Annotated in this window: 16 protein-coding genes; 10 read left to right on the forward strand and 6 right to left on the reverse strand. The window is 44.5% G+C overall.

Annotation, left to right across the window (positions count from 1 at the left end):
* The first annotated feature begins 49 nt into the window (after positions 1-49).
* From OW495_RS04225 to OW495_RS04240, 4 genes are all read left to right on the forward strand, one after another.
* Positions 50-1099, forward strand: coding sequence for an ArsO family NAD(P)H-dependent flavin-containing monooxygenase (locus tag OW495_RS04225; RefSeq protein WP_102512814.1), 1050 nt, complete (start codon positions 50-52; stop codon positions 1097-1099).
* A 204-nt stretch (positions 1100-1303) separates the two neighbouring features.
* Positions 1304-1906, forward strand: a complete 603-nt coding sequence (locus OW495_RS04230) for a 2OG-Fe(II) oxygenase (RefSeq protein WP_102512813.1) — start codon at positions 1304-1306, stop codon at positions 1904-1906.
* Positions 1907-2125: 219 nt separating this feature from the next.
* On the forward strand, positions 2126-2845 hold the full coding sequence (locus OW495_RS04235) for a glycerophosphodiester phosphodiesterase family protein (RefSeq protein ID WP_102307140.1): 720 nt from the start codon (positions 2126-2128) through the stop codon (positions 2843-2845).
* A 160-nt stretch (positions 2846-3005) separates the two neighbouring features.
* Positions 3006-3743 carry a sulfite exporter TauE/SafE family protein gene (locus OW495_RS04240; protein ID WP_017111598.1) on the forward strand — a complete coding sequence of 246 codons (738 nt, stop codon included), beginning with the start codon at positions 3006-3008 and terminating at the stop codon, positions 3741-3743.
* An 89-nt stretch (positions 3744-3832) separates the two neighbouring features.
* Here the strand turns inward: OW495_RS04240 and OW495_RS04245 are convergent, their stop codons facing one another.
* Together OW495_RS04245 and OW495_RS04250 are read right to left on the reverse strand one after the other, a co-directional pair.
* Positions 3833-4678, reverse strand: coding sequence for a L,D-transpeptidase family protein (locus tag OW495_RS04245; RefSeq protein WP_102512812.1), 846 nt, complete (start codon positions 4676-4678; stop codon positions 3833-3835).
* Positions 4679-4680: 2 nt separating this feature from the next.
* The gene (locus OW495_RS04250) at positions 4681-5163 is read right to left on the reverse strand and encodes a GNAT family N-acetyltransferase (protein WP_029223624.1); all 483 of its coding nucleotides are present in this window, start codon (positions 5161-5163) and stop codon (positions 4681-4683) included.
* Between the two features lie 209 nt (positions 5164-5372).
* On the opposite strand from OW495_RS04250, the gene OW495_RS04255 reads away from it, so the two are divergent.
* The 4 genes from OW495_RS04255 to OW495_RS04270 all read left to right on the forward strand — a co-directional run bounded on the left by OW495_RS04255 (position 5373) and on the right by OW495_RS04270 (position 9059).
* The gene (locus tag OW495_RS04255; protein ID WP_102512811.1) at positions 5373-6353 is read left to right on the forward strand and encodes a Gfo/Idh/MocA family oxidoreductase; all 981 of its coding nucleotides are present in this window, start codon (positions 5373-5375) and stop codon (positions 6351-6353) included.
* Between the two features lie 164 nt (positions 6354-6517).
* Positions 6518-6676, forward strand: a complete 159-nt coding sequence (locus OW495_RS04260) for a hypothetical protein (RefSeq protein WP_017111595.1) — start codon at positions 6518-6520, stop codon at positions 6674-6676.
* Positions 6677-7020: 344 nt separating this feature from the next.
* The gene (gene grxB, locus OW495_RS04265) at positions 7021-7653 is read left to right on the forward strand and encodes a glutaredoxin 2 (RefSeq protein WP_102512810.1); all 633 of its coding nucleotides are present in this window, start codon (positions 7021-7023) and stop codon (positions 7651-7653) included.
* A gap of 176 nt (positions 7654-7829) precedes the next feature.
* Positions 7830-9059, forward strand: coding sequence for a ferric reductase-like transmembrane domain-containing protein (locus tag OW495_RS04270; protein WP_102512809.1), 1230 nt, complete (start codon positions 7830-7832; stop codon positions 9057-9059).
* Between the two features lie 76 nt (positions 9060-9135).
* Here the strand turns inward: OW495_RS04270 and OW495_RS04275 are convergent, their stop codons facing one another.
* Entirely contained in the window at positions 9136-9969 is an 834-nt protein-coding gene (locus tag OW495_RS04275) for a pyruvate, water dikinase regulatory protein (RefSeq protein WP_009846294.1), read from the reverse strand.
* A 178-nt stretch (positions 9970-10147) separates the two neighbouring features.
* On the opposite strand from OW495_RS04275, the gene ppsA reads away from it, so the two are divergent.
* Positions 10148-12520, forward strand: a complete 2373-nt coding sequence (gene ppsA, locus OW495_RS04280; RefSeq protein ID WP_017101760.1) for a phosphoenolpyruvate synthase — start codon at positions 10148-10150, stop codon at positions 12518-12520.
* Between the two features lie 249 nt (positions 12521-12769).
* Here ppsA and OW495_RS04285 read toward each other — a convergent pair whose 3' ends face one another.
* Positions 12770-13885 carry a hypothetical protein gene (locus tag OW495_RS04285; RefSeq protein WP_102512808.1) on the reverse strand — a complete coding sequence of 372 codons (1116 nt, stop codon included), beginning with the start codon at positions 13883-13885 and terminating at the stop codon, positions 12770-12772.
* 321 nt (positions 13886-14206) lie between these two features.
* On the opposite strand from OW495_RS04285, the gene OW495_RS04290 reads away from it, so the two are divergent.
* Entirely contained in the window at positions 14207-15541 is a 1335-nt protein-coding gene (locus tag OW495_RS04290; RefSeq protein ID WP_102512807.1) for an MATE family efflux transporter, read from the forward strand.
* A gap of 421 nt (positions 15542-15962) precedes the next feature.
* On the opposite strand, the gene aspT is transcribed toward OW495_RS04290, so the two are convergent.
* On the reverse strand, positions 15963-17855 hold the full coding sequence (gene aspT / locus OW495_RS04295; protein ID WP_102512806.1) for an aspartate-alanine antiporter: 1893 nt from the start codon (positions 17853-17855) through the stop codon (positions 15963-15965).
* Between the two features lie 89 nt (positions 17856-17944).
* A complete protein-coding gene (locus OW495_RS04300; protein WP_017110925.1) occupies positions 17945-19330 on the reverse strand; it encodes a glutamate decarboxylase in 1386 nt (461 codons plus the stop codon).
* Positions 19331-19447: the final 117 nt, after the last annotated feature.

Consider the following 19447-nt stretch of genomic DNA (forward strand, 5'->3'; position numbering starts at 1 on the left):
CAAGCACATAAACGAATCACTCCAGAAATCAAAGAATCAGAGGTGCAACATGGTTGAGCAAATCATTATTATTGGCGCAGGCCAAGCGGGTCTATCTACGGCCTACTACCTAAAAAGAAATGGGCTCAACCCACTCATTCTGGATGCAAACCCAACACCTGGCGGCGCTTGGACAAAAAGTTGGGATAGCTTGATGTTGTTCTCACCAAAAGAGTACAGCTCGTTATCTGGGCTGATGATGCCGAAAACGGAACTCGAATACCCTAGCCGCAATGAAATCATCAACTACCTAAGCCGCTATGAAAAGCATTATGATTTTAGAGTCGAACGCCCCGTTCAAGTGCAAAACGTTGAAAAGAAAGACGGCCTGTTTTACATCACAACCGACACTGGTGTTTATCAATCTCACGCCTTAGTATCTGCAACGGGTAACTTCTCAGGAGCCTCAACGCCCTACTTTGAAGGCATTGAACTATTCAAAGGCGAACAGATTCACTCTAGCGAATACCAAAACAACAAACCGTTTGAGCAACAGAATGTAGCCGTGATCGGAAGCGGTAACTCAGGCTCTCAGATCCTTGCTGAGGTTTCAGAAGTGGCCAACACGCACTGGTTTACTAACCGCCCGCTACAATATCTTGATGACGATTTGGATGGCCGATACCTGTTCGATCTTTCAACCAAACGTTACTACGCCTCTTTGAAAGGCGAGACTCTTGAAAATACCGATGACTTTTCCAAGATCGTGATGACGCAAAGCGTGAAAGAAGCCCGAGATAGAGGTGTGCTAGTCAAAGAAGAAGACATTATTCGCTTTACCGAAGACAGCATCGTCACCAAAAACAAAACGATCCCGATCGATGCGATCGTATGGTGTACGGGCTTTAAAACCCAACTAGAACACTTACAAGGTTTAGAGCTAGACAGCGATCTTAGCAAGATCTCAGACGGTACTCGCTCTAATCAACACAAAGGCCTGTGGTTTATAGGCTATGGCGAGTGGTCTGGTTACGCTTCAGCAACCATTGTTGGTGTTCAAAAGCACGCGCGAGAAGCCGCTAAACAAATCAGTGAAGCACTCTCATCAACGGTAAGTTAACTCGGCCTTCATTCGAATTGTCCCTCACAATTAACGCCTCAGCGCTGGCCTAACATCGGTTAACTCTGAGGCGCCATGCAAGCTTTCTCCTCTCCCAATTTAGACCCCTTCTGCGGTTTTATCGTGACGACAAAACATGTGATTTGGTGACCTGAGTTATTCGGACTATATATGCGCCTCTAATTTATTGTCTGAGTGCTATACATGAACCAACTTATCGATGCTCTTTCTACCCAAGGTTACTTTATTTGGGATGACTTCTTAACTCACGAAGAAGTAGTGGCATTGAGGGATTGCATTCCAGAGAACTGGAAAAAGGCTAGGATCGGCCGTAACGATGACGTAGCACGAGAAGCAACGATTCGTAGTGACAAAATTCAGTGGGTGCGCCGTGATATGGGCGAACCAGCATCTCTGTTCCTAGACAAAATGGAACAAATTCGTTTAGAAGCAAACCAAGCGTTCTTTTTAGGTCTGTTCGAATACGAAGCGCACTTTGCGAAATACGAAGAAGGCGACTTCTACCAGAAGCACTTAGACTGCTTCAAAGGCAACGAGAATCGACGCCTAACCACCGTGTTCTACATGAATGACGAATGGTCTGAAGAAGACGCAGGAGAGCTCGTGGTTTACGATCTAAAAGACAATCACATCGCGACCATTCCGCCAAAGGGTGGTCGACTGTTGGTATTCTTGTCTGAACAGTTCCCACACGAGGTTCTGCCAACCAACACGGAGCGATTCAGTATCGCTGGTTGGTTCCGTATTAACGGCGTGAAAGATAACCAATTGGACATCGCGCACTAAGCTAAACCAATCTTTATCTTATCTAGAGCCTATTTCATCGAAAGCCTCTCCATCGAGAGGCTTTTTCATAGATGAGAATCACGAGAAGTGACAAGTCTAATCGACTGCTTTCATTAGCAGAGTCACAACACGGCTATTCGGCTTCACGATTGCTCTGGCGTAATAGAGAAAACTGATATTTAATAAATATTTACGATGCGTCTTAAAGAAGGATTAATTATGTCGTCTATCATCGTAGGTCATCGTGGTGTAGCGGGTACTCACCCAGAAAACACCAAAGTAAGCATTGAACAAGCCGCTAATCTTGGCTTGAAGTGGGTCGAAGTCGATATTCAAGTGACTCTCGACGACCAACTTGTCGTTTGTCACGATCACACACTAGAACGCTGTAGTGATGGTAAAGGTCGTGTTGATGAACATACCTTAGCAGAGCTGCGCCTGTTAGATTTTGGTAGCTGGAAATCAGAACAGTTCACCGGTGAAAAAATACTGACTCTCACTGAGTTGTTGAGCTTGGTTGAAGCCCATGATCTGAGTGTTAATCTGGAAATCAAAGTCGACAGCAAACACCAAGCGCCTCATGTGGTCGATCTTCTGCACACTGAACTGATCCGCTCAACGCTGGATACCGATAGGATCTTACTTTCAAGCTTCAGTCACCAAGTCGTTGCTGAAATGGCTCACCATTTACCGAGATACCGAGTTGGCGTGATCACAGAGCAACTGACCCAAGCCGATCTAATGCTTATCAATGAGGTAAAAGCGTTCAGTTGTCACATGAACTATGAACATGTCGATCAGAACGATCTCGACACGTTAAAAGAAGCGAATATTCAAACATGGTGCTACACCGTCAATGATCCGTCTCACTTCGAATTCCTCTCAAAAGTAGACGCTGTATTCACTGATTTTCCGAATCAATTTAGCTCTATAAATTGACCGAGCGAATACCGAAAAAGCACGCCTCAAGAGACATTAAAATTAACCCCAATAAACCTGAAAATTAGGTAGCAAACACAAGTGAGTAGGAGTACATTCCGCTACTCACTTGGTTTCATTAGCTCGCTCTATACAGACAGCTTCATTGGTTACTTAATTTATGGATCTCATTTTTAGTCCAACTTACCCAATTTTGGGTGCAATCTTCATTTTCGCCGCTATTGTTCGTGGTTTTTCAGGTTTCGGTTTCACCTTAGTGGCATTGCCGTTAAGCGCGCTATTCGTGCCTGTTATCGAACTGGTCCCTGTTTTCATGTTAATCGACCTACTTGGCAATATTCAATTACTGCCTAAGGTTCGAAAGCACGTTAACTGGCGCTGGGTTTCAAAGGTGTTTATTCCTTGTTTGGCCTTCACTCCAGTCGGCTTACTCTTGCTCAAATCGGTTAGCCAAGACACGATCATTTTGATCATCAGCGCTTTTATCTTTGCGTCTGCACTTATGATCTACAAAGGCTTTCAATACCGAAGTGAACCTAGGTTTGCGCCCTATATTCTCGGCAGCCTTGCTGGAGTAATGAATGGTGCGGCTTCAATGTCTGGGCCTCCAGTTGGCACGCATGCACTAGCAAGCCCAGTCGAGCCTCATATTGCCAGAGCCGGTCTGATCGCGTTCTTTGTATTGGCTGATTCCAGTGCGTTTGTCTCGGCATCGATAGCGGGATTAGTCGACCGTGATGTGGTCTGGCTTACGATTGTACTTTTGCCAAGCAGCATGTTTGGTGGCTATGTCGGGTCTAAATTGTTCGAGAGATTTGGCGGAGAGAAATTCAAGCCAGTCACTATTGCCCTGCTGGTGGTGATAGCCATATTCAGTGCAGGGCGAGTACTCGTCTAAATTGGGTAAGTGAACACCTAAACTCGGTAAGTGAAACTTTATCTGGGTAAGTAAAAATCTAAACTAAACGAGTAAAAACAATCTGGGTACTACCATTCGATATGGATAGGAGTGCCCATTTTAACTAGTTCAATAAACGCATCCATATCTTGATTGGTTAAAGCAATGCAACCATCCGTCCAATCAAAACTTTGAATAAAACTTGGTGAACGACGCTCACCATTTTTGATGCCGTGGATTTTGATATTTCCTCCAGGACTCAGATCATGTTTTTCCGCCCACTCTTTGTCGGCGGATTGCGGATAGTTGATGTGCACTGAACGATAAAAATCAGACTCTTCCATAATATAATCGAGCTTGTATTGCCCTTCTGGGGTTCGATTATCCCCTTCAAATCGCTTATGCCCTTTGGGCTGCTTACCCAAGGCGATACGAAACTCCTGTACGACCTCATCGTCTTTAAATAAGTACATTCGACGTTTCGATTTATCGACCTTAACCAAAGTGACTACTTGAAGTAGCGGGTCTATCTCTGAAGCAATATTAGGTACGTTGTAAAACTGTTGAGATGAGCTTTGAGGTGTGCGCTTCGATGAACCTTGAGAAAGCTGAGCAACCTTATTCTTATTGTCGTTAGAATTGTCGTCAGAGCCACTTTCAAGAACGTCACCCACAACAGAGTTCGCGCTCGTAGGAGACGTTGAGAGAGCTTGAGCGTGAGAAGGAGCTGACTCAAACACAATGGTTTCTATCGCCGTTGCATCAGAAACTATTTTCTCTACTACAAGCTTCTGTGCTTGTGATTTCTGAGTTACTGACTTCTGTGTTGATGGCGGCTTTACATATTGCGGCGTATCAGTAGCAAAGGACGTCGCTGAATAGACTAGAGAATTAGCAAAGAGTAAGTACAGTGATAAAGGCAAAAACAACCGCACCTCTATATCCCCTCTAAGCTCATAGACATGGTTCGAGATTGAGTTTCCATTCCTAACGATTCATAGAAACTCTGAGCTTGCTGGTTAAACTCCATCACCTCCAAACGAAGCTCTATCGCTCCTCTGGCCTGCGACCATTGGTTGAATGATTTCATCAACGCCTTACCGACACCTTGGCTTTGAATTTGATCGTTGACCACAATCGTATTCACCCGCGCGACTTTATGCGGTTGAATAAAGCTCACCCCTTTATTCTGTGTCACTTTTCCGGCAAGAAAACCAACGACCTGTTCGTCTTGAACCGCAACAAAGAAGGAACCGAGCGGGTCTATCATCAACCCTAACCAATACTCTTCGCTGTCGCCAAGGCTTCGTGACGGTGGTGCAAACACCATAGGTGCACCAAGATGATGTTGACGGTTTATCTGCTCAGAAAGCGCTAAAATAGAGCGGATGTCAGTTACCTTTGCGGTACGGATTTGCATATCATCACCTTGTTTGAATTCCATAATACCTTAGCAAAAATGACTTACTTGTGCACCGTTGTCCTAGCTAACTCAGGTATGTTTTTGAAGGCGAAAATGGATATTAGGCTGTATTTAAACGGGAATTGTTCCGCAAATCTAAGGCACATTGGCGACCTTTGAATGCTACTATCTCTGCAGAATCAATACACTAACGACTGGATACCTATATGATTAAGTTTGCTGTAATTGGAACCAATTGGATTACACAAAAGTTTGTTCAAGCTGCCCATGAAACTCAATCGATGCAACTTGCTGCGGTTTATTCACGAAACTTAGACAGCGCGGCACAGTTCGCCCAAGAGTTTGACGTTGAAACGACTTATGACTCTCTCGAAGCATTAGCCAGTGACAGTACAATAACAGCGGTTTACATCGCGTCTCCAAACTCAATGCACTGTGAGCAATCGATCTTGATGATGAAGCACGGCAAGCATGTGATTTGTGAAAAGCCTGTCGCGTCAAATATTGATGAAGCCACTCGAATGTTTGAAGTCGCAGAACAAAACGGCGTGGTGTTATTTGAAGCGTACAAATCCCAGTTTCTACCGAACTTTAAGCAAATCCAACTTGGGTTAGAAAAAATAGGCAAAGTACATAAAGCACACATCAACTACTGCCAGTATTCATCGCGCTACCAAAAATACCTCAACGGTGAAAATCCAAATACGTTCAACCCTGCCTTCTCTAACGGCTCAATGGTCGACATTGGTTTTTATTGTGTCGCCGCTTCCGTGGCACTGTTTGGCAAGCCTCAAGCAGCTCACGCTTCTGCTAAATTGCTTGATTCTGGCGTGGATGCTCATGGCTGTGCGATCTTCCAGTACCCTGAGTTCGATGCCACTCTCGCGCACTCTAAAGTCAGTGATTCCTATGCGCCTAGTGAAATCCAAGGTGAGCAAGGGGCGATCATTATCGATCACATCGCTGAATGTACAGATGTTAAGATCCGCTATCGTGATGGCTCGGTAGAAAACCTCACGCAACATCAAAGTGAGAACTCAATGAGTTATGAAGCGCAAGCCTTTGCCGATTGTATCCATGGCGATCAAGCAACCAAAGCTCAAACAACACAGCGCGCTTTAACCGTTTGCAAGCTAATTACAGAGATGCGTCAGCAAGTTGGTGTCGTTTACCCTGCAGACAAATAGGCACCACAAATACGCTAATGGTCTGATAACTAAGAAATAGTCATTTATACATAACCAAATTTAATCTTTACGACAAACAACTGGATTAGTTGATTAGAGAGTCATCTGTTTAAATCCGCGTTCGATATCTATCGTACTTATTTAATTTATTGAAGGTGTGTAAAGTGTTTTCAGTTGATGATCGCGTTGTAGCAACAAAAGGTGTTGAACTTGGTGAAATGGTAGTGACTGGCCTAAGCGCTGGTGGCGGCTACGTTCACGTTACAACTGTAGAAGGCGCAATGACGCTTACTTACCCAGTGCAAGATCTTAAAAAAGCATAGTTTAACCACTTTGCTCTTTTAGTAGACCATCTGCTAAAGGTAACAAAATACAGGCTTTGGCTGATCTCACTCTTCTGCATTAGAGGGGATTGCCAGAGCCTTTTTTGTACCTGCCATTTCCCAGCAACCTTCCCATTAGTTTACTCATTGCAGTAAAGCCGAATCCAACAGACAATAGAATTAATAAAATAGTATTAATACCAAGTGCTTATTGTCGGTTGATGCTCACTATTTTAAATCTTAGGGTTTATTGATACTTAACGTTATCGACGCTTAATGTTCGCAATACTTTCTGATACATTAGCATTAACTTATATTTATAATGACCTGAACTAAGGGAAGCTATGAAGCTTTACATTTACGACCACTGCCCTTTCTGTGCAAGAGTGGCCTACATCGCTCAATCTCTAGACTTGAACATCGAACTTGTTTCTGTGGATTATGATGATGCCCAAACCCTTATCGATTTGATCGGTAAAAAGATGGTACCAGTCTTACAGAAAGACGACGGTTCTATCATGGCGGAAAGCTTGGATATCATTGCTTACTTCATGGACTTGAAATCAAGTGATGAACAACGTGTGCCATCAGAACAAGTTACTCTGTTCCAAAGCCGCGCATTCCCGCTAAGCCAACGCATTGGTCTGCCGCGTTGGTGGAAACTGGACCTTGCTGAATACCAATCAGAAGCCAGTAAAGCAGCATGGCGCGCAGCCAAAGAAACCGAAGAGCTCAACTTCGACAAACTGATTGAGCAAACGCCGCAGTTCGTTGAACAGATTAATCCGCTATTGAAAGACGCCGAGCTTCTACTGAACCTAGAAAATAGTGAGTCGACACTGCCGCTTATCGATCAAGCGGTGTACTTCTCTATGCTGCGCGGTTTCTGTGTTGAACCAAGCATCACATGGCCACCAGCGCTTGAACGTTGGTTAGAGAAGCAAAGTGAAACGCTAAAGCTGTCTTTGCTTCGTTAGAAAGCCGCCTCAATTTCGCTAAAACGCTTTTCCTAAAAGAAGCTAGGGGCTGTGATCAGCTTTTAGCTTCTATTTCGTTCTATTTTCTATCTTAATCAATTCCAACAATACCATTCACAATTCATTCATACTGACACCCGTACGATATATACATTCCTGTATTGCTAGAGCCCTGTATGAGTACTTTAAAAACCACATTGCTAACCCTATTCGTATCACTATCTATCTGGTTCATATTGCCTGTTGAGCTCGAACTGGCTCGAAAAGTCCCCGCATTTTTTGCCGCAATCTCAATGTTAAGTATGGCGATGGCAATGCTCATTAGCTGTCGAACTAAATGGCTAGACCGCCTGATTGGTGGGATAGATAAGGCTTATGTTTGGCACAAGTGGCTAGGCATTTCTGGTGTACTTGGCGCTAGCTTTCACTGGTTATTGGTTCCAGGCCCCGCAGGTAATGGTATTGATCCAACCTTTGCTGATTTTGGAGAAGAAGTGGGACAGTGGGCGATGTATGGCCTCATTTTATTAGGAGCTATTAGCATGGTCCGTCAGATCCCATACCGAATTTGGTATTACACCCATATGCTAATGGGGCCGATTTTTATCATCTCGGTTTATCATACTTTCTTCTCAGACGTGCCGTTTAGCCTAACCAGCGTAACTGGTATCACTCTGCTAATGGTTTCCGCTATCGGTATTGTAAGTTGGGTCTACAAGATCATCTTTAAGAAGCGACATTTCTGCGCCTACACGGTTAGCGATATTAAACAGATAGACAACGCTGTTGAGGTTACCCTTGAAGCTGATTCCAAAACAATTGATTACCAAGTAGGACAATTTGCTTACCTCGACTTTAATTTGGATAAAGTATCCCACTTCCATCCTTTTACTATTACGTCTCATCCCCGTGAGCAACAATTGAGCTTTATTATTAGAAACTTAGGCAAGCATACTGAGGCGCTACAAACACAATTAGCTGTAGGCCAAAAGGTAACCGTTGATGGTGGTTATGGACAACTCATGCGTAAAAAGAAGGCAAGTCAACCACAAGTATGGTTAGCCGGAGGTATAGGCATCACACCTTTTATTTCTTGGATAAAGGCAACGGCTACTCCGGAGCAAGAGGTTCATCTATTTTTTGTTGGCCGAGGAAAGTTTTATCGCTTAATGGTTCAAAAGGTGACGGAGATAATTGGAACTAAGAACATTCAATTACACATACAAGATAGTGAACAGGAGCGCCTGTCTGCTGATGGTATTAGTGAGAAACTATCTTTGCCACTGTCGATGTATCAAGTGTTCGGTTGTGGGCCGACTCCAATGCTCAGCTCATTAAAAAAGCAACTGGTAAGTAAAGGATTAAAGCCTAGTCATTGGCACAATGAAAACTTTGTTATGAGATGATAAGACGCCAAGCAACAAGGCTCGTTGTTGGTCACAAGTTGTAAAACCAACAACGAGTAGTTCTCGGCAGTTAGAATCAAAGCAAGCGGCGTCGCAAACCTGTACGTTCCAAGATTCGTGTCGAAATCTCTTCAACAGACAGTGACGAGGTGTTGATGTATGGAATGGCTTCACGTCTGAACAAACCTTCTACCGTTTGCAGCTCATACAAACATTGAGAGTCACTTGCGTACTCGCTACCTGCCAATCGATTTTCACGAATCTCGGTTAGCCTTTCCGCATCGATCGTCAAACCAAACAGCTTATGACGATATATCTCAAATTCCGGTAGCAACCTTAAGCGAGCAATATCATCATGGATAAACGGATAGTTTGCGACGCGTAAACCAAACTGCATTGCCATGTACAAGCTCGTTGGCGTTTTACCGCTGCGAGAGACTCCCAACAAGATAATGTCTGCCTCTTCCAAGCCTTTTAAAGTAATGCCGTCGTCGTGCGCTAACGTGTATTCGATAGCAGCAATACGGTCGAAGTATTTGTCCGAGTCTTTATTGACGCTACGAGAACGCTGCAGCTTCGGTTTAGGCGCCATTTTCGTATCATCTTGCACTTTCTGCACGATACTCTCTAATACGTCATAACAATGCGCAGGCGCATCTAACAGCTTCAGTTTTATCTCCGGAATCACAATCGAGAAAAAGACCAGAGGTTCATGGCCTGTTGCTCGATATGAAATCTCGATCTCTTTCAATAAATCAGAAAGTTTGTCTTCACTTTCGACAAACGGGAAGGTTTTTTCATTAGCTTCGAATGGGAATTGACCTAGAACAACATGCCCTAAAGTCTCACATGTTATGGCCGTTCCATCAGAAACATAGAATACATCACGACTTTGGATATCAATTTGCATTTTTTATTTAATGTTTAAAATTATTTTGAGTAGGATGGGAACCATAATATATATAACGAAACCCTGCTGACTATTACGTCCCCCACAGCTTTAGAAAATAATTTACATTTTTTTAAACTGATACGTAATCGTTTGCCTTTAAATCCCTACAATGCTTGCTATGTTTCTGGAGAAATAAATGCAAAATAACACCCTATGGTTCAATGGCCTTTCCATGGAAGATGTCGACAAAGTCGGCGGTAAGAATGCTTCACTTGGCGAGATGGTTTCTAACCTAGCCAACGCTGGCGTATCAGTACCTAATGGTTTTGCTACCACATCTTATGCGTTTAACAACTTTCTTGACTACAAAGGTCTTGATGAGCGCATTCACCAACTCCTTGATGAACTTGATGTTGAAGACGTTGACGCACTGCGTAAGACAGGTGCAACAATTCGACAATGGGTTCTAGACGCACCCTTCCCAGAATCACTAGAGCAAGATATCCGAGATAACTACCGCGAACTGATTGAAGGCAACGAAGAATTGTCTGTTGCGGTTCGCTCATCGGCAACAGCTGAAGACCTTCCAGATGCTTCTTTTGCAGGCCAACAAGAAACCTTCCTTAACGTGAAAGGTATCGATGCGGTTATCGAAGCAACGAAACACGTGTTCGCTTCACTGTTTAACGATCGCGCTATCTCTTACCGAGTACACCAAGGCTTTGATCACCGCGGCATTTCACTGTCTGCGGGCATCCAGCGTATGGTTCGCTCAGACAAAGCTTCTTCAGGTGTGATGTTCACGCTTGATACTGAATCAGGCTTCGACCAAGTGGTATTCATCACCTCTTCTTGGGGCCTAGGCGAAATGGTCGTGCAAGGCGCGGTGAACCCAGATGAGTTCTACGTTCATAAGCCAATGCTAGAAGCAGGCCACTACCCAGTGGTTAAAAAGACGTTTGGTTCTAAGTTGATCAAGATGATCTACTCAACCAACCAAGAGATCGGCAAGCAAGTTGATATCATCGACACGGATACTCAAGAGCGTAACGAGTTCTCATTGAACGATGAAGAGATCAAAGAATTAGCAAAACAAGCAATGATCATCGAGAAGCACTACCAACGTCCGATGGACATTGAGTGGGCAAAAGATGGCATCGACGGCAAGCTTTACATCGTTCAAGCGCGTCCTGAAACCGTATGTTCTCAGAGCGACCAAAACGTTATCGAGCGTTACGAGCTAAACAACAAGGCAGATGTCTTAGTTGAAGGCCGTGCTATCGGTCAGCGTATCGGTTCAGGCCCGGTTCGTTTGGTTGACTCTCTAGACCAAATGTCACTGGTTCAAGAAGGTGACGTACTGGTAACAGACATGACAGACCCAGACTGGGAACCTGTGATGAAGAAAGCGTCTGCGATTGTGACTAACCGTGGTGGCCGTACTTGTCACGCAGCAATCATTGCTCGCGAGCTAGGTATCCCTGCCATTGTTGGTTGTGGTACCGCGACAAGCAGTCTGAATGACGGCGACACCGTAACAGTGTCATGTTCAGAAGGCGAAACTGGCTACGTTTACAACGGCGAACTCGACTTTGAGATCAAACGTTCTGAGGTTGATGAGCTACCAATGCTGCCAACTAAAGTAATGATGAACGTGGGTAATCCAGATCGTGCCTTCGACTTCGCTCAAATCCCGAACGAAGGTGTTGGCCTTGCTCGTCTTGAATTCATCATCAACAAGATGATTGGTATTCACCCTAAAGCTCTGTTGAACTTCGATGAGCAAACGGATGAGATCAAAGCAGAAATCAACCAGCGTATTCGTGGCTACAAAGATCCTATCGATTTCTACGTAAGCAAGCTAACAGAAGGCATTGCGACAATCGCTTCTGCATTCTGGCCTAAGCGTGTGATCGTACGTATGTCTGACTTCAAGTCGAACGAGTACAGCAACCTTGTTGGCGGTAAAACGTTTGAACCGCATGAAGAGAACCCAATGCTAGGCTTCCGTGGTGCATCTCGTTACATCTCTCCAGTATTTGAAGACTGTTTCGAGCTTGAAACTCAAGCGCTGAAGCGTGTTCGTAACGAGATGGGACTGAAGAACGTTGAAATCATGATCCCATTCGTTCGTACTCCGAGCGAAGCGGCATCGGTTATCGATATTCTGGCTAAGTTTAACCTACGTCGTGGCGACCAAGGTCTGAAAGTCATCATGATGTGTGAGCTTCCATCCAATGCGATTTTGGCTGAGGAATTCTTGAAGTACTTCGATGGCTTCTCTATCGGTTCAAACGACATGACCCAGCTGACACTTGGCCTAGATCGAGATTCAGGTGACGTTGCTCACTTATTCGACGAGCGTAACCCAGCGGTTAAAGCGATGCTGAAAATGGCTATCGATGCAGCAGCTAAAGCGGGTAAATACGTGGGTATTTGTGGCCAAGGCCCATCTGACCATGACGACCTAGCTGAATGGTTAATGGAGCAAGGTATCAGCTCTGTTTCACTAAACCCAGATACGGTTATCGACACGTGGTTGAAGCTTGGTAACGTTGCGAACAAATAACGCTTAGCGTCAACAAGTAGATATAGAGTCAACAAAGCCAGTCACTGCGACTGGCTTTTTTTGTTTTTCAATAACTCTACGACCAGTGGGGCGCTACTTGCTTATCATTCAACAACTTAATTATAGCCGCACTAAGCACAACAACAGGAATGCTATCAATCAATCTGAAGATTAGAGATGTTCTCTTTTAAAAGACTAAAAAGTCCGCTCAAATAACCGGACTTAATAGAAGATTTTGATATCAGTTCACTACTCTAATAAAGCTCTCGCGTTATCGCCCTGCTCGTAGATATAGAGGCTGACACGAGACAGTATGGTTATCTCTTCTAAGCTGACTTGAAGCGAGTTTTGCCCTCTTCCTAGATTCGCTCTTAGGCGGTCAACGAGCTGTTGAACTGCCTGCAAATCATCTCTCGCTTTAGGAACACGAGTAATCATAAAGGTGAACCACTTTTCACTCATGTTACGGCTTATCTTGGCAAGTACTTCGGTATTGGTAATGGTAAATGCCTTATCAAGATTACCTCCGTCTCGGAGGATGTCATAGATGATGTGACCGTTCTTTTTCGCCACCATCATGTTCTTGGTATTGAGCTGCAGTTCACCAATATGTCCATTGGCCATTTTTAAGAAGAACTTAATGTCTTTGTAGCCAGCGTCTGTTGCGCCACAGTTGAATTTAGCATTGTCGCCTTGGCTGGTGCCGTAGCGATCTTTCATCGCAGATTGGTGATGTTTCAACTCGACGAACTCTTTGGTCAAAATGATCATCGCTTTAGCCACGATCATATCGTCCATACTCTCAAACACGATGGTCATGCGGGCTGCATCTTTAAGGTCGCCAATATCATAATGACGTTTTCGATTGGTGATTTTATCCAACGCACCATGAAAATCTTTTACGCCCAAATAAGCACCAGGAGGCTGTTTGAGCGTTCCGTTACACACCGAAGCGACTTGCACAGCAAACTCTCTAAGCGCCTCTTGAGCCTCGACCGTCTCCATAAACATCATGAACAGCTGCTTTTTCTTGAGTGTGGCATTCGCGACCTGATTTCGAGAACCAAAATCTAGATTGCTATTCGCCAACTTCTGACTTGATGATTCATCCAGATAGTTATGAATCTTTTCTTTCTGAGTCATGATGTCGAGAATGACCTGATCTTGCTGCTTGTTAGCAGCATTCATGTAATCGAAATTTTCGACCTTTTGTTTCAATGCTTGCAACTTCTGTTGGTAATCTTTGACGTTAACCAAACGAAAGCCCTGAGACATGATGCCTTGTTGGTTTATCTTGGCGAGTACCTTCGCCTTGTTCTTTCTAACTTGTTCTTGGCTAATCTGAATTTCTTCTGTCGTCGGCATATTTAGGTTCCCTCTCCAATATGCAGTTAAAACGGTGCTTGCTGACTCGCAATTCCTTTCCCTTTGACGATATTAGTTTATGGATTTGATAATTACATTAGCCAACAACGATAACCCTATAAAATAAATAAGGTTTGAGAGGTACTTCCATAAAGCCACAGGACAGAGTGCAACAACTACTCTGAACTCAAAGTTAGGGAATATGCCGAGATCTGTTAACAGTTATTGGTATCGGGCTGACCTTACGTTATCCTTTACGCAATTCTTCATTGAGAGGTTTGTCACCAATACAAACCTAACTTCAAGACCGATAAGAGCGTTATGAATTCTACTACCGCAACTCCCTCGCCTTCTCTTGGCCGACAACTCTATACAATGACATGGCCAATGCTGTTTGGGGTGCTTTCCCTAATGAGCTTCCAGCTTGTAGACAGTGCTTTTATTGGCCAACTGGGCGTGCTACCGCTCGCTGTTCAAGGCTTCACGCTTCCAATACAGATGATCATCATTGGAATTCAGGTCGGGTTAGGTATCGCGACAACCGCGGTAATCGCGAGAGCCATTGGCGCGAATGAAACGCGCTACGCTAAGCAGCTTGGTGGATTAGTGATTGCGATGGGCAGCGTGAGTGTCGCGCTTTTCTCCGTCATCATCTACCTGTTGCGTGGGCCAATTTTACAGTTGTTGGATGCGCCACCAACGGTATTGCCGATCATTGACTCTTATTGGATCTATTGGCTAGTCAGCTCTTGGACTGGAGCGCTGCTCTACTTCTTCTACAGTGTGTGTCGTGCCAATGGTAATACTATGCTGCCCGGTTCAATGATGATCGCGACCAGTATCATCAACTTAATATTGGACCCGATTTTCATTTTTACGCTCGACATGGGCATCAATGGAGCCGCCATTGCGACCATCTTGGCGTTCGGTGCGGGTATCTTTATCGTTGCTCCTAAAGTGACCAAGAAGCATTGGATGACGTTCGACTGGCACGATCTGGATATTGGTAAGAGTGTTCGCTCCATCGGTAACATCATGGGCCCTGCGATGATCAGTCAGCTGTTGCCCCCTGTTTCATCCATGTTCGCCACTAAACTGCTTGCTGGCTATGGCACCGCTGCAGTTGCAGCTTGGGCGCTGGGTTCACGTTTTGAATTCTTTTCGATTGTCGCCGTGCTAGCACTAACGATGTCGATGCCTCCGATGATTGGGCGTATGTTGGGAGAGAACAACCTCGAAAATATACGCAAGCTCGTTAAGATTGCGGTGATGTTTGTATTGGGTTTCCAGTTGGTGATTGCACTGGTGACTTGGTTATTCTCTGGCGGACTGGCAAACCTAATGACCAGTGAAAGCGAAGTCTCAACGATTTTAAACTACCACCTACTGATCGTGCCTATTAGCTTAGGGCCATTGGGAATCTGTATGCTGATGGTTTCTGTCTCTAACGCATTAGGCAAGTCTTACACCGCATTGACGATTTCAGCGCTGCGCCTGTTCGCCTTCTTCTTGCCTTGCTTGTGGGTTGGCTCTCAGCTTGCGGGTATTGAAGGGCTATTCTGGGGCGCAATGGTAGGTAATGTGCTTGCCGGAACGTGCGCATGGCTTATGTACCAACGCGCACTGGGGCAAGTTGAGGCGAAGCTGGCTGATTAACTAGCTAGCGAACTAAACCACTAGCCGGTTAATCCGCTAGCAAATTATTCAATACAGAAAGCAGTCACTTAGGCTGCTTTTTTGTACCTCTAGCAACCACAGCGAACAAGTAAGGCGTGAATGATGGCTGACAAGTTGGCTACATGGACTTCGATTATGCCCCACTATTTGCAAGAACTTGGGACGCATTGAACGTGGCAGGTAATGTAGCGAAATAGGCAATTACAAGTCGCAAAGACATCTAGTCACAACACCAAAGCAGAGCATAAACACTCTGCTTTTTATTACCTCAGTTCGACTTACCCTCTCACTAAAATACAAAATGATGTATCCAAGATATTTCAGTTTTATTTTTGCAAATTCAAAACGAAAAAAGCCCCATGCGAGTAGCAAGAGGCTTTAATTATTAGTGAATTCTAGGTTAGTAGAACAGCACCATGAACATACCGATGAGTGTCAGTAGAGTGTTCGATACAGCATAAGGTACGGTGTAACCAAGCATTGGGATATTACTTTTCGCTTTTTCTCCAACCATTGCAACCGAAGCTGTACTGGTACGAGCGCCACCACAAATACCTAGGTTCAGTGCTGGATGGAACTTAAAGATGTATTTACCAATCAATGGTGCCAGTAGCATTGGGATTGCTGTCGCTGCAGCACCAATTACAAACAGACCTGCGCCAGCGTTTTTAAGGCCTGCAACAAAGCCAGGACCGGCAGAAATACCGACAATAGCAATGAAGATGTTTAGGCCGACAGAGTTCATAAACCATTGTGTCGGTTGTGGCAGACGAGCAAACGTTGGGTGTACTGAGCGCAACCAACCTAATATCAGACCACCGATTAACACACCACCTGATACTGACAAGGTCACAGGTGCGCCGTCAACATTAACCACCAATGCGCCAAGCAGACCAAAGATAACGATGAATAAACCAACCCATACCATATCTGTTTCTGTCGTTGTTCTATCAACGTGACCTACCGCTTTTTCCATACGCTCGGTATGAAGAGTGGTACCAGTCACTGACAATATATCGCCACGATGAATATCCGTTTGAGCAAGCATCGGGATTTCTTGACTCGCCGCGCCACGAGTAATTTTGTTTAGGTAAACACCACGAGTGTAATCTTCTTTTGCTAGTTCAACCAAAGTGCGGTTAGCAAATTTTTTGTTGGTGACAACAATATCGACCGTTTCAAGAGGCAGATTATCTAGCTCATCATCAACGACTTCTGTCAAATACTGCTGAGCATGAACCAATGCGTCTGTGTGACCAGTTAATGCAATCACATCTTTTGCCATCAGTGGGCTGGCTGCATCAAACTCAATCATCTGACCATTGCGTTTAATTTTCTCTATGAACAAACGTTCTTCTTGGTGCTGAGCTTCAAAGTCAGCTACCGTTTTGTTGTTGATGTTGTCTTGAACTTCATAAGTACGAGACTCTGTGCGATGCCAAACTCGTGCAATACCTTCTTCAGGTGTGCCTTCTGACATTTTTTGTTCGTAATCTTTGCAGGCTTCTTCTAGATCAACGCCTAACAGTTTTGGCCCCACGTACGCTAGAATCATACCAGTACCAATAGTACCGAACAGGTAACAAATTGCGTAAGCCACCGGAATTTGATCGAGTAACTCTTGAGTATTGGCAGCGCCAGATGAGTTAATCGCATCGGTTGCAAGACCAATTGAAGCTGAAATCGTTTGTGCGCCAGCCCAAAGACCAGCGGCCAGACCTACATCGTAACCGGCCATTTTTGCGCCAGCATAAGTTACAGCAAAGCACAGAAGTGAAATAACCACGGCAAAGATAGCTTGTGGAGCACCATTTTTTGCAACACCTCGAACAAACTGTGGACCAACGCCATAGCCGACAGCAAACAAAAAGAGCGTGAAGAAAATTGATTTAACTTGCGATGATATCGAAATATCAAGCTGACCAATTAATACGCCAGCAATCAAAGTGCCTGTTACTGCGCCAAGGCTAAAGTGACCAAATTTGATAGCTCCTATCCAGTAACCCACTGCGAGAGTCAGGAAAATAGCCAGTGCTTGGTGCTCTCGGAATATTTTCACAATCCACATTGGTTCTGCTTTTACAGATGCTTTCACAGCGGATTTTACAGCAGTGGTATCTGTTTGTTGCGTAGATGCTTGTTCTTGTGCTTGCGCCGAATTAATGAGATTGAAAGAAGGCGTCGCTTGCGTCGCATCAATATTAATGGTGCCAGCGAGCATGAATATGGCAAGCAAGCTTAGAAATACATGTCTGACAAATTTTGTCGGGCACAGTTTGGATAAGAATGTCATGAAAACCTCAAAGATGTTGATGGTAATTTAGTTTGTTATTAATTAAGTGATGACTGGGGCTAAATGAATAGCCCCAAATTGCGTTCGGATTAACCGTGGTTGAACGAGCTTGCGCTGTCTTCATCAACAGAGTTCACAACAGGAAACTTGTTGAACTTTTCAATCGTACGCTTAAGGTCTTGAACCAATAGATCAACCATGTCACGACTCACACCGTGGCGAATAAGCACACGCATGATGACCAAGTCTTCACGGTTAGAAGGCATTGAGTATGCTGCGATCTGCCAGCCGCGAGCACGAATTGCATCACTTAAGTCAAACAGGTTAAAGCCTGCATCAACGTCGTTTTTCAAGCTAAAGCTCATTGCAGGGATGCCGCCACGACCATCATAAATAATGTCGAATAACCCTAATTTCGCGACTTCGTCCGATAGATATTGTGCTGAGTGGTAACAAGCATCGTGGATGCGTTTGTAGCCTTCTTTACCTAGGCGTAGGAAGTTGTAGTACTGAGCTACGATCTGGCCGCCAGGACGAGAGAAGTTGAGAGCAAACGTTGGCATGTCGCCGCCAAGATAGTTCACACGGAAAATCAAATCTTCCGGAAGATCACTTGCTTCACGGAAAACAACCCAGCCCACACCAAGAGGAGCTAGACCGTATTTATGGCCTGATGCATTGATAGATTTCACTCGAGGAATACGGAAATCCCACTCCAGCTCTGGGTCACAGAATGGTGCGATGAATGCGCCACTTGCGCCATCGACATGCATCGGAATATCAAGACCTGTTTCTGCTTCTAGTTTGTCTAGGGCATCTGCGATCGCTTTTACAGGTTCGTACTGACAAGTGAATGTCACGCCCAGTGTCGGTACCACACCAATGGTATTTTCATCAGCAAGAGCTAGAACTTCTTCAGGTGTCATCAGAAGGCGGTCACCTTCCATAGGGATTTCACGAAGCTCAACATCCCAGTATTTTGCAAATTTATGCCAGCACACTTGAACAGGACCACAAATCAGGTTTGGTTTATCTGTTGATTTACCTTCTTTGCGACGCTTTTCACGCCAGCGCCATTTCATAGCCATGCCACCTAACATTGCAGCTTCACTTGAACCTGTTGTTGAACAGCCCATCGTGTTTTCTGCATCGGGTGAGTTCCAAAGGTCAGCTAGCATACGAACACAACGGTCTTCAATTTCTGCAGTTTGTGGGTACTCGTCTTTATCAATCATGTTTTTGTCGATGCACTCATCCATGATCTTATGGATATTGCCATCCACCCAGGTTTGACAAAAAGTCGCTAGGTTCTGACGAGAGTTTCCATCTAGGATTAATTCATCAGAAACCAATTGATAAGCAGCGTCTGGATTTGATTCATCACTTGGAAAAACGTGATTGTTAATAGTGCTATCAAGTAATTGATCCGCAAATACGTCATCAGCAGCTTGGTTGTTTTGTTTGTTGTTTAGCATGTTTTTCTCCGTTACATAATTAATAATCAAGGACAGGTTTGTTTACTGTTTAAAACCAGTCTTGGTTGGGACGAGATGAATTATTACCGAATCAGAATATAAAACCATCAATTAAAA

This window comes from Vibrio sp. 14N.309.X.WAT.E.F5, from assembly GCF_030397615.1.
In the GTDB taxonomy this organism is placed as follows: domain Bacteria; phylum Pseudomonadota; class Gammaproteobacteria; order Enterobacterales; family Vibrionaceae; genus Vibrio; species Vibrio lentus.

Bases quoted from the DNA above. Each gene is read 5' to 3' on its own strand.
- aspT (WP_102512806.1), bottom strand. From the start codon at position 17,855: ATGACATTCTTATCCAAACTGTGCCCGACAAAATTTGTCAGACATGTA.
- OW495_RS04270 (WP_102512809.1), top strand. From the start codon at position 7,830: ATGAGTACTTTAAAAACCACATTGCTAACCCTATTCGTATCACTATCT.
- OW495_RS04230 (WP_102512813.1), top strand. From the start codon at position 1,304: ATGAACCAACTTATCGATGCTCTTTCTACCCAAGGTTACTTTATTTGG.
- OW495_RS04240 (WP_017111598.1), top strand. From the start codon at position 3,006: ATGGATCTCATTTTTAGTCCAACTTACCCAATTTTGGGTGCAATCTTC.
- grxB (WP_102512810.1), top strand. From the start codon at position 7,021: ATGAAGCTTTACATTTACGACCACTGCCCTTTCTGTGCAAGAGTGGCC.
- OW495_RS04255 (WP_102512811.1), top strand. From the start codon at position 5,373: ATGATTAAGTTTGCTGTAATTGGAACCAATTGGATTACACAAAAGTTT.
- OW495_RS04275 (WP_009846294.1), bottom strand. From the start codon at position 9,969: ATGCAAATTGATATCCAAAGTCGTGATGTATTCTATGTTTCTGATGGA.
- OW495_RS04300 (WP_017110925.1), bottom strand. From the start codon at position 19,330: ATGCTAAACAACAAACAAAACAACCAAGCTGCTGATGACGTATTTGCG.
- ppsA (WP_017101760.1), top strand. From the start codon at position 10,148: ATGCAAAATAACACCCTATGGTTCAATGGCCTTTCCATGGAAGATGTC.
- OW495_RS04285 (WP_102512808.1), bottom strand. From the start codon at position 13,885: ATGCCGACGACAGAAGAAATTCAGATTAGCCAAGAACAAGTTAGAAAG.
- OW495_RS04250 (WP_029223624.1), bottom strand. From the start codon at position 5,163: ATGCAAATCCGTACCGCAAAGGTAACTGACATCCGCTCTATTTTAGCG.
- OW495_RS04290 (WP_102512807.1), top strand. From the start codon at position 14,207: ATGAATTCTACTACCGCAACTCCCTCGCCTTCTCTTGGCCGACAACTC.
- OW495_RS04235 (WP_102307140.1), top strand. From the start codon at position 2,126: ATGTCGTCTATCATCGTAGGTCATCGTGGTGTAGCGGGTACTCACCCA.
- OW495_RS04225 (WP_102512814.1), top strand. From the start codon at position 50: ATGGTTGAGCAAATCATTATTATTGGCGCAGGCCAAGCGGGTCTATCT.